This is a genomic window from Actinokineospora sp. PR83, from assembly GCF_021056305.1.
Classification (GTDB): domain Bacteria; phylum Actinomycetota; class Actinomycetes; order Mycobacteriales; family Pseudonocardiaceae; genus Actinokineospora; species Actinokineospora spheciospongiae.
The window spans coordinates 135,067-145,852 of sequence record NZ_JAJCXD010000123.1; the positions used below are offsets into that span (position 1 = coordinate 135,067).

General features: G+C 72.6%; 7 protein-coding genes. 3 read left to right on the forward strand and 4 right to left on the reverse strand.

Annotated features, from left to right (window positions below; translation table 11 throughout):
• Positions 1 to 288: 288 nt before the first annotated feature.
• A complete protein-coding gene (locus L6E12_RS32105; protein WP_236231675.1) occupies positions 289 to 891 on the reverse strand; it encodes a TetR/AcrR family transcriptional regulator in 603 nt (200 codons plus the stop codon).
• Positions 892 to 1,234: 343 nt separating this feature from the next.
• Between L6E12_RS32105 and L6E12_RS32110 the strand changes: the two genes are divergently transcribed.
• Positions 1,235 to 2,626 carry a hypothetical protein gene (locus L6E12_RS32110; protein ID WP_236231676.1) on the forward strand — a complete coding sequence of 464 codons (1,392 nt, stop codon included), beginning with the start codon at positions 1,235 to 1,237 and terminating at the stop codon, positions 2,624 to 2,626.
• A 12-nt stretch (positions 2,627 to 2,638) separates the two neighbouring features.
• Here the strand turns inward: L6E12_RS32110 and L6E12_RS32115 are convergent, their stop codons facing one another.
• Together L6E12_RS32115 and L6E12_RS32120 are read right to left on the reverse strand one after the other, a co-directional pair.
• Positions 2,639 to 3,484 (reverse strand): VCBS repeat-containing protein, encoded by an 846-nt coding sequence (locus L6E12_RS32115; RefSeq protein WP_236231677.1) that lies wholly within the window; start codon positions 3,482 to 3,484, stop codon positions 2,639 to 2,641.
• Between the two features lie 161 nt (positions 3,485 to 3,645).
• Positions 3,646 to 5,160 (reverse strand): DHA2 family efflux MFS transporter permease subunit, encoded by a 1,515-nt coding sequence (locus L6E12_RS32120; RefSeq protein WP_236231678.1) that lies wholly within the window; start codon positions 5,158 to 5,160, stop codon positions 3,646 to 3,648.
• Positions 5,161 to 5,472: 312 nt separating this feature from the next.
• Here L6E12_RS32120 and L6E12_RS32125 point away from each other — a divergent pair, with 312 nt between their 5' ends.
• Positions 5,473 to 8,043 carry an exo 1,3/1,4-beta-D-glucan glucohydrolase gene (locus L6E12_RS32125; protein ID WP_236231679.1) on the forward strand — a complete coding sequence of 857 codons (2,571 nt, stop codon included), beginning with the start codon at positions 5,473 to 5,475 and terminating at the stop codon, positions 8,041 to 8,043.
• A gap of 91 nt (positions 8,044 to 8,134) precedes the next feature.
• Here the strand turns inward: L6E12_RS32125 and L6E12_RS32130 are convergent, their stop codons facing one another.
• Entirely contained in the window at positions 8,135 to 9,658 is a 1,524-nt protein-coding gene (locus L6E12_RS32130; RefSeq protein ID WP_236231680.1) for a tol-pal system YbgF family protein, read from the reverse strand.
• A gap of 204 nt (positions 9,659 to 9,862) precedes the next feature.
• Here L6E12_RS32130 and L6E12_RS32135 point away from each other — a divergent pair, with 204 nt between their 5' ends.
• Complete coding sequence (locus L6E12_RS32135) at positions 9,863 to 10,465, forward strand: carboxymuconolactone decarboxylase family protein (protein WP_236231681.1); 603 nt, start codon at positions 9,863 to 9,865, stop codon at positions 10,463 to 10,465.
• The last annotated feature ends 321 nt before the right edge of the window (positions 10,466 to 10,786 follow it).

Below are 10,786 nucleotides of genomic sequence, written 5' to 3' on the forward strand. Positions count from 1 at the left end.
CAAGCACATCCACCCCCCCGGGCGTCTGCTTAGCCGGGCCGGCGGTTGCGGGGGTGGTCGGCGGCTGCGCACGGTGGGGTTCGATGTGGCGGGCCGCCTGGCTGGGCGGTTGGTGGGGTGGTCGGCGGCTGCGCACGGTGGGGTTGGCGTGGCTGATTGTTGCTGCGCCGGTGAGGGGCGGGCGGCTGGTAGCCGGATCGGCGGGTTCCGGGTGGCAGGCGGCCGGGCCTGCGACTCGTCTGGCCGGGTGGTGGTCGGCGGCCGGGTGGTGGGCCCGGCCTGCCGCTCCTAACCCGCCTGCGGGGCCATGCCCTCGGTCACGAACGCCAGCAGGCGCACGCTGTGGTCGACCTGCTCCGGGGAGTTCTCCCTGGTCCAGGCCGCGGCGGTGATGATCGCGTACAGCTCCTCCGCGGTCACGTCCGCCCGGATGCGGCCCGCCTCCTTCGCCCTGGCCAGCAGGGGGGCGACGGCCTTGTGCACGATCACGCCGGTGTGGTGCAGGGGGGCGCCCGCGGTGTGCGCGCTGCCCGCCAGGAAGCTCGCCAGCCCGCGGTAGGTGGAGCAGTGCTCCACGGCCAGGCGCACCCACGCGGTGAGCGCGCCCAGCGCGTCGCCGTCTTCCTCGGTGAGGGTGGTGGCGGCCTGGTCGAGTTGGTCGAGCTGTTCGCGCACGGACGCCTCCACCAGGGTTTCCCTGGTGGGGAAGTGGCCGTAGAGGGTGCCGATCGCCACTCCGGCCGCCTTGGCTATGTCCTCCAGGGACGCGCCGGTGCCCCGGTTGGCGAACGCCACCCGGGCCGCCTCGAGGATGGCGTCGTAGTTGCGTCGCCCGTCCGCCCGTTTCGGGCGGCGGGCCCACGGGGCCTCTGTCTCTGCTGCCGGACTCACCGCACCTCCTGGGACTCGAGGGGGGAGGTTACCTCCATTCGAGGGACAACGATGGCGCGGAGGTGGAGGTATGCTGTACGGTCCGGCAACCTTGATGATCCACTGCTGTCATCCGCGTGGGTTTCTCCCCGGTTCGCCCCCTCCGATCCGAACGGGGATGACACATTCCGCGCGGTAGCCTCAAGCGCCCTTGAGTGCCCGCCGCCGATGTGCCACGGTGGGGCGCCAAGAGCATCTGACCTGGGTAAACAAGGGAGAAGCGGTGGCGGACGACGCGGTCGGCGCAGGCGGTCCCGGAGCGCGGGGGACCGAGCCGGTCGAACGCGTCCCGGAGGCGGGGCAAATGTCCCAAAACGACCGGGACGACCCCGGGGGTAACCCTGGACACACTTCCGACCCGCCGCGCGAAACCGTCCCGGCTGGACCTCGGGAGACCGTCCCGAGGGGACGGCGCACCCGCTTCACCCGCAAGCGCGACTGGGCCGTCGCAGGCGTGCTCGTGGTGGCCCTGGCGGCCTCGGCGGTCGTGCTCTGGCAGACCAGTGACATCGCGGCCACCACCCGTGCCCCCGCCGCCGAGCCGGGCGCGGTGCAGGAGCCGCCGTTGCAGTTCCCGCCGTCGCTGGCCGAGACCTGGCGCGCGGACAGCCCGATGACCCCGGTACCCGTGGTCGCGGGCGCGGTCGTCGCCACCGGCTCCGGTGGGGAGGTCGTCGGGCGGGACCCGCTGACCGGTGAGGTCAAGTGGCGCTACGCCCGCGACCGCGCGCTGTGCACCGTCGCCCCGTTCGACACCGCCCCGCCGCAGCGCACCGACAGCGGCACCGTGCTCGCCCTCTACGCCTCCGACGGCGGGGCGCTGCCCGACGACGACCCGTACGCCAAGGGCGGGTGCAGCGAGGTCACCAGCCTCGACGGCACCAGCGGCAAGGTCGAGCGCACCCGCAACTCCGACGCCGAGTTCGGCACCCGGCTGCTCTCCGACGGCAGCACCGCCACCACCACCGGCAGGCGGCTGATCACCAGTTGGCGCTCCGACCTGGTGATGACCTCGCAGTACGGCACCCGCCCCACCCCGGTGCAGTTCCGGTCCAACCTGCGCCACGGCTGCACGTTCGGCTCGGTCGCGGTCACCGCGGGCAAGGTCGGCGTCATCGAGCGCTGCCCGGAGGACAACGGCGCCGACCGGCTCACCGTCTACCGCAGCCAGGCCCCGAGCGGCAAGGACAACGACGACGTCGAGGTCGTGTCGAGCACCGTCGTGGGCGCCCGCGCCCGCATCGTCGCCCTGACCGACACCCACACCGCCGTCGCCCTGTCCGACCCGGCCCGGCTGCGCGTCTACACCTCCGCGGGCGTCGCCCTGGCCGACTACCCGCTCGACGAACCCGGGCCGGGCGAGCTCGCCAACACCGACCCCCCGGGCGCGACCGTGCTGACGACCAGCGGCCCGGAGGGCGTCTACTGGTTCACCGGCTCCCGCACGGTGGCCCTGTCCCCGGCCGACCTGCGTCCGATGTGGACGATCCAGACCACGCTCGGCCCCGGGGTGGTGCACGCGGGCAGGCTGGTCGTCCCGATCCAGAACGGCCTGGCCGTGCAGGACGAGGTCACCGGCGCCAACGTCGGGGTGATCCCGGTCGACCGCGGCGGCTACACCGGCCCGATCACCATGTCGGCCACCGGCGAGATCGTCCTGGAGCAGCGCGGCCCCACCCTGGTCGCCCTGCGATAGCCCCGGCCGGGGTCAGGGCAGCTCGGTGAAGCCCGCGGCGCCGTCGTTGAGGAAGTGCCGGACCGTCACCGCCCCGCCCGACGCTTTGGTGATCAGCCCCACGTCGGGCACGCCGTTGTAGTCGAAGTCGCCCACGAACACCTCGTAGGTCGCGGTGGTGGAGGTGGCGAACACGACCGGCGGCCCGCCGCCGCCGGGGTACAGCTCGGCGGCGCGGCCGACGCCGAGGCCGCAGCGGCGGTACAGCAGCATGTCCTGGCCGCCGTCGCCGTCGAAGTCGGCGAAGGCGTGCTGGGGCAGCGAGGCGTCGCTGCACACCTCGAACGGGCCGGGCACCAGGGTGCCCGCCGCGGTGTTGGTGTACGTGCGCAACCGGCTGGACTGGTCGGTGGAGCTCCACAGGTCCTTGCGCCCGTCGCCGTCGAAGTCGACCGCGCGCAGCGTGCTCGGCATGCTCAACCCGCTGAACGACGCCACCGGGGCGAAGTCCCGCAGCACCAGCAGCGCGTCGGTCGCCCCGTACCAGTAGAAGCCGGTGGTGACGATCTCCGGCGTCCCGTCCCCGCCGAGGTCCACCACCTCGCCCATGTCCGGGCAGTACGGCAGCGGCCCGGACGTGCGCGGCGACACGTAGCTGTGCTGGACCGCCGCGGCGAAACCACCACCCACCAGGCCGTCCTGCACGCTCACCGTGCAGGTCGAGGTCAGCCCCACCGAGCCGAGCGTGACCCGGTCCGCGCGGCCGTCCTCGTTGAGGTCCCCCAGGAACGGCTTGTTCGGCCCGGCCGCCGCCGCGGGCCACACCGACACCGCCAGCAACCCGGCCACCACTGATCCCACGAACACCGAACGCAGCACAGCGCCTCCCCCTCGTCGGCTACCACCTGGTGCATCGCCCGCCGCCACCCCGCTGTGAGCTCTGTCGGCGATCAACCACCCGCAGCGGGGATTTCCGCGTGAGAACCGCAAAGAAAGGGGCGCACACCCCAACGGGTGTGCGCCCCTCCCCGTGCGGGACCTCAGTGCATGATCACCGGCTTCGGCGCCTCGGCGCCCTGCGGGGTCTCGACCTTCTTGCGGGGGAGCAGGAAGGCCGGGACCAGGGTCAGCACAAGCAGCACGAACGCCACGGTGAACGCGATCGCGAAGCCCGAGGCGGTGTCGGCCTGGGCCTGCGCGGCCAGGGCCGGTGCCTCCTGCGGCTCGAACGACTTGGTGGCCAGCCTGCCGATGGCCTCCGACCCGTTGATCTGGTTCGTCAGCACCACCGACATCACCGCGGTGCCGACCGACGCCGCCACCTGCTGCACGATGTTCATCAGCGTCGAGCCGCGGGCGATGGTGTGGTCGTTGAGGGTCTGCAGCGCGGCGGTCATCAGCGGCATCATCGCCGCGCCCATGCCGATGCCCATCAGGGCGAGGACGCCCAGCAGGAGCACGTAGGGGGTGTTCGCGTCGATCTGGGTGAGCACGCCCATGCCGACGGCGATCAGCCCCATGCCGAACAGCACGATCTTGCCGACGCCGGTCTTGTCGGCGAGCTTGCCCGCGATCGGCATGCTCAGCATCGCGCCGAGGCCCTGCGGGGCCAGCAGCAGGCCCGCGCCGAGCGTGGTCTCGTGCCGGACCTGCAGGAAGTAGCTGGGCACCAGCAGCATCGCGCCGAAGAACGCCACCGCGAACAGGAACAGCGTGATCGTGGCAACGGTGAGCTGCTTGTTCTTGAACAGCCGCAGGTCGATCAGCGGGTGCCGCGGCCGCAGCGCGTGGAAGACGAACCCGACCACCAGCGCGAGGCCGATCAGCGCCGGGACGAGCACCCGGGAGCTGGCCACGGTGCCCTTCTCCGGGATGGACGACACGCCGAACAGCAGCAGCGCCAGCCCCGGCGACAGCAGCAGCATGCCGACGTAGTCGAAGGTCTCCGACGGCGACGGGTTGTCCTTCGGCAGCACCAGCACCGCCGCGACCAGCGCCACCGCGCCGATCGGGACGTTGATCAGGAAGATCCAGTGCCAGGACAGCGACTCCAGCATCCAGCCGCCGAGGATCGGGCCGCCGATCGGGCCCATCAGCATCGGGACGCCCAGCACGGCCATCACCCGGCCGATCCGGTCCGGCCCGGCCGCGCGGGTCATGATCGTCATGCCCAGCGGCATCAGCATGCCGCCGCCGAGGCCCTGCAGCACCCGGAAGGTGATCAGGCTGCCGATGTCCCAGGCCAGGCTGCACAGCACCGAGCCGAGCACGAACAGCACCAGCGCCAGGATGTAGAGGCGCTTGGTGCCGAACCGGTCGGCGGCCCACCCGGTGAGCGGGATCACCGTAGCCAGCGCCAGCGTGTAGCCGGTCATCGTCCAGGCCACGGTGGCGTAGCTGGCGCCGAAGACCTCTTGGAAGGTGGGCAGCGCCACGCTGACCACGGTGACGTCGAGGATGGACATGATCACGCCCAGCACGACGACGCCCGCGATCTTCAGCACCGCCGCGTCGAGCTTGTCGCCGGCCGCGGGCGCGGCGGCAGGGGTCTGCATGGGTGGAAACCTCCAGAACGGGTGCGCCGCGGGCGCACGGACGGACGACTCCCCAGTAGCGGTCGCCGTCGACTGCCGAAGAACCGGGAATCGGGGTGCGGCGCGGCCAGGATAGCCGGCCCCACCGTCAAGTGAGCAGGTGTTTACCGACACGACCGGTCCACGACGTCACCCGATCGGATCAAGTATGCCGTACGCGCTGCGTCACGGGGTCCCTCGGTCGTCGAGAGGAGATGCACCCAAAGGCGGATTGTCGGGTAGTCCCGTACACGGTGAGCTAGGGGAAAGCAGGCAACGAGGCCGGGGAGCGCGATGAGGCACGCACGCGTCGTACGGGCAGTGGTCGCCGGGGTGCTCGGGGCGGCGCTGCTGACCCCGGTCGCCGCCGCGACCGGGCGGCCGGTGGTCGGTCCGCCGCGGACCGACGGGCACGGCTGCGCCAGGGTCGAGGACCGGCTGCCGACGCTCGCCGACTGGCCGAGGGTGGACAGCCGGGTGCCGAGCAACCCGGTCGACGAGCACCGGGTCCGGCGGATGGTCGCGGGCATGACGCCTGCCGAGAAGGTCGGCCAGATGACTCAGCCGGAGATCACCGCCATCACCGCCGACGACGTCCGCACCTACGGCTTCGGCTCGGTCCTCAACGGCGGCGGCGCCTGGCCGGGCCAGGACAAGCACGCCGCCCCCGCCGCCTGGCTCGCCCAGGCCGACGCCTACTGGCAGGCCTCGAAGTCGACCCGCACCGGGATTCCCGTGCTGTGGGGCATCGACGCGGTGCACGGCAACAACAACGCATTCGGTGCCACCGTCTTCCCGCACAACATCGGCCTCGGCGCCGCGCACGACCCGTGCCTGGTCCGCGACGTCGCCGAGGCCACCACCCGGCAGATCCGCACCACCGGCCAGGACTGGGCGTTCGCGCCCACGCTGGCCGTGGTCCGCGACGACCGCTGGGGCCGCACCTACGAGGGCTACTCCGAAGACCCCCGGATCACCCGCGCCTACGGCTACGAGGCGGTCAAGGGCCTCCAAGGCGACCGCCGCCTGCGCCTCGACGGCGTGCTGGCCACCGCCAAGCACTTCATCGGCGACGGCGGCACCGAGGGCGGCGTGGACCAGGGCGTCAACCCGTCCTCCACCGCCGAGATGATCAACGTGCACGGCCAGGGCTACTACGGCGCGCTCGCCGCGGGCGCGCAGACCGTCATGGTGTCGTTCAACAGTTGGACCAACCCCGCACTGGGCATCAACGAGGGCAAGCTGCACGGCAGCGACCTGGCCCTCAATGGCATCCTCAAGGGCAAGCTGGGCTTCGACGGGCTCGTGGTGTCGGACTGGAACGGCATCGGCCAGGTCCCCGGCTGCACCAACGCAAGCTGTCCCCGGGCGATCAACGCGGGCATCGACGTCGTCATGGTCCCCCAGGACTGGAAGGCGTTCATCACCAACACCATCGCCCAGGTGCAGAGCGGCGAGATCCCGATGGCGCGCATCGACGACGCCGTCACCCGCATCCTGCGCGTCAAGCTCCGCTCCGGTGTGTTCGACGCCCCCAAGCCCTCCGCCCGCCGCGACGCCGGTCGGGCGCTGGAGGCCAGGGCGCTGGCGCGCAAGGCGGTCCGCGAGTCGCTGGTGCTGCTCAAGAACGACAACCGGGTGCTGCCGCTGCGGTCGCGGGCGAAGGTCCTGGTCGTCGGCAAGAGCGCCGACAGCATGCAGAACCAGACCGGCGGCTGGACGCTGACCTGGCAGGGCACCGGCAACACCAACGCCGACTTCCCCAACGGCACCACGGTGCTCGGCGGCCTGCGCGAGAAGCTCGGCGCGGCCAACGTGACCTTCAGCGAAACCGGCGACGTCGACCCCACCGGCTACGACGCGGTGGTGGCCGTCCTCGGCGAGACCCCGTACGCGGAGGGCAACGGCGACCTGGGCAGGCGCGGCCTGGACGCGTCCCGGCTGCACCCGGAGGACCTGCGGGTGCTGGACCGGGTCGCGGGCAAGGGCGTGCCGGTGGTCAGCGTCTACCTGTCGGGCAGGCCGCTGTACGCCAACAGGGAGCTGAACCGCTCGGACGCGTTCGTGGCGGCGTGGCTGCCCGGCACCGAGGGCGGGGGAGTCGCCGACCGCCTGGTCGACGGCGGGTTCGACGGCAAGCTGTCGTTCTCCTGGCCGCGCACCCCCTGCCAGACCCCGCTCAACGTCGGTTCGCCGGACTACAACCCGCTGTTCCCGTACGGCTACGGCCTCACCGACCGCCGGCGCACGCCCGTCGGTCAACTCCCCGAAACCGCCCCGGAGTGCGACGACGGCGGTGGTGGCGGCGGCCCCGCCACCGAGGACCTGGAAATCTTCAACCGACAGGACATCGCCCCCTACAAGTCTTTCATCGGCTCCCCGGAGAACTGGGGCGGCACGGAGATCGGCGCGGACGGCACCGCCGCGCACGCGACGATCGGCGTGGTGCCCGCGGACGTGAACGTGCAGCAGGACGCGCTGCGCACCACGTGGTCGGGCACCGGCCAGCTCTACCTGCAGGACCCGGCCGGGACCTCCGACCTGCGGCCGTACCTCAGCGCCGACAGCGCCCTGGAGTTCGACGTGCTCGTGCACCAGCCGCCCGCGGGCCGGGTCGTGGTCAGCGCCCACTGCGTGCACCCGTGCTTGGCCGAGGTCGACGCCACGCAACTGCTGCAGGCGCCGGTGGGGGCGAAGAAGACGGTCAAGATCCCGATCTCCTGCTTCGACGCGGGCGGACTGGACCTGGGCAACGTCAACACGCCGTTCCTGGTCTACACCGAGGCCGCGTTCGACGCCTCGTTCGCGAACGTGCGCTGGGTGCCCGGTGGCGCCCGCGACCCCGACGCGGCGCCCTGCGGGTGACCGGACGCACTGAACGGTGTCCCGCGCCAATGTGTACGAGGCGCGGGACACCGTTCGCGAGCAGCGCGGTCGGGTGGCTCGTGGGCGGCTCCTAGCCCGTGAGCACCGGTTGGAACGCCGCGCGCACGTCCTCGTCGGTCGGGGTGACGTAGACGTCCGGCGGTCCGCCGGTGTCGACGGAGCCGTGGATCGTGTAGCTCAGCGTCTGCGGGCAGGTCGCGCCCGCCACCGACACCTTCGTGTCGACCACGAGCTTCCCGGTCCGCAGCTCGTACACCTTCACCGGCACCACCACGTCGTGGAAGGTCACGTCGTGGATGGGTGCCCCGGACACCGGCCGGTACGTGCAGGTCTTCCGGGCCGCGCCCATCTCGCTGTCCCCGGCGCAGACGACCGCGGTCGCTTCCGCGGCTTCGGCGGTCCGCCACTCGCCGGGCAGGCGGGAGGCGTACTCGTTGCCGTACACCAGGACGCGCCCGGTGCCGAACGGCCCGGCCCCGCTGTAGGCCGCCGGGGCGGAGCAGTAGCGGGGCAGCGAGCCGGTCGACGCCGGACCGAGCAGGCCGCGCACCTGCGCCAGCTCGATCGCCAGCGTGGCCGCCCTGACCCCGGCCGTGGCCTCGGCGGCGAGCGCGTGACCGGGGTACCGGTCCAGCAGTTGCCGGTACCGGGTCCGGGCGTTCGTCCAGTCGTTCGCCGCCATCAGGTCGTTCCCGCACGACACCAGCGCCGCGGGGGCCACCGCCGCGACGGCCTCCCGGCCGCGGTCGAGCACGGTGCCGTCCGCGGCCCGCTCGCCGAGGACGTCGGTGATCGCCGAGGTGCCGCAGGCGTCCCTGGTCGGCAGCGCGTCGAGGAACCCGTCCAGCACCACCTCCACCACCCGCTCGTGCCCCGGCAGGGTCGACAGCACGGTGGACAACTGCGCGAACCCCGCCCGCACCGCCGACGCGTCCCCGCCCAGGGCTTCGGCGAACTCCGCCGCGGCTTCGCCCGCGTGCCCGCACGCCTCGACGGTCCGCTCGCCGCGCACGGTCATCGGCGCGTCGGCCACGCGGTGCCCGAACCACACCCCGTCCAGAGCCGCCAGCGCCGGGCCGCAGTCACCCGCCCCCAGCGCGTCGCCCACCTCCCCCTCGATCCGCGCCGCGTCGAAGCGCAGCAGCCCGACCGCCACCACCACCGGGACGGTGACCGCGAGGGCGGTGACCCGCTGCCCGCGCCGCACCGCCCCACCCCGCCGCCCACCCGCCAGCAACCACCCGTGCCCGGTGGTCACGAGCCACCACAGCACCACGACGAGCTCGACCCACACCCTCGGCGCGGTCGTGGTCAGCACGACCACCAGCCCGGCAGTGATCACCACGGCCGCCGAGGCGAGCCACCGCCTGCCGAGCAACAGGTACCCGACACCCAACAGCGATGCGTTGCCGATCGCCACGGCCAACGGATCACGCGGCCCGCGCTCCTCGGCGCGAGCCTCCCCGGCGCCGGTGCCCCGCCCGCCACCCGGCTCGGGGGTTGTCGCCGGTTGCTGTGCCTGCGTCCACCGGTGCTCAGCCACTGCACCGCTGCCCTGGGCGGGGTCCGCCTCGCCCTGCGTCGGTTGATTCATCGTGGTCCTTCCCTCCGGGGAGCCGCGGGGGCCGTCTCCGATTGTCGGGACGGAACCCGGGAGGGGACCCGAAGTCCGCGGAGCGATCCAGGGGGCGCAGACAGGAACCCGTGGTGCAGCGGAGTTGTGCGTGGGGTCTGCCGATCGGCGGGTGCACTGGTATACCCAGTGGCAGGTACGTCATCGGTGGAGAGGACGGTCGGTATGGCGCCGCGCATCGCCCAGGGTTCGTTCAAGGACAACCGGGTCCTCGGTTGGGTCGTCCCCCGACTCGCGGGGGTGGTGGAGGGCACGGGGCCGATGGCGGTGTTCGGGATCATCGGACGGCACCGCAAGCTCTTCCGGGCCTGGCTGCACTTCTCCGGCCGCCTCCTCGCGGGCGGGCGCCTGCGGCGGCGGGACACCGAACTCGTCATCCTGCGCGTCGCCCACCTGCGGGGGTGCGACTACGAGTGGCAGCACCACGTGCGCATGAGCGCCCGGGTCGGCTTCGACGCCGAGCGCATCGAGGCCGTGCGGCAGGGCCCGGGAGCCGAGGGCTGGAACGACCGCCAGCGAACCCTCCTGACCGCCGTCGACCACCTCCACCACAACCAGGACCTCGACGACTCGACCTGGGCCGCGCTGCGAGAGCACCTGGACGAGGAGACGGCGCTGGAATTCCTGTTCCTGGTCGGCCACTACGAAATGCTCGCCACCGTCCTCACCACCCTCCGCGTCGAACCCGACCCGCCCGCGACCGGGGCGGCGAAGCGCGTGCACGACCGGATCACCAAATTGGCCGAACAGCGGGCGAAGCGGGTGTAGACCCGCGTCACGTCCGGCAGGACGCGACCCAGAACCACGCCGCCCCAGCCAGCCACACCGAGCCCCATCCCGCACAGCCGCCGACCACCCGACAAACCGACGGCCAAGCGGCCCGCCACCCGCAACCCCCCCGTGCGCAGCAGCCGACCACCCCCGCAACCGCAAGGCTGGCGGCCCGCCACGCCGAACCTCACCGTGCGCAGCCGCCGAGCACCCTCGCAACCGCAAGGCTGGCGGCCCGCCACGCCGAACCTCACCGTGCGCAGCGAAAACCAGCCACCCCCGCAACCGCAGGCCCGGCTACGAAAATGCCCGGGTGGG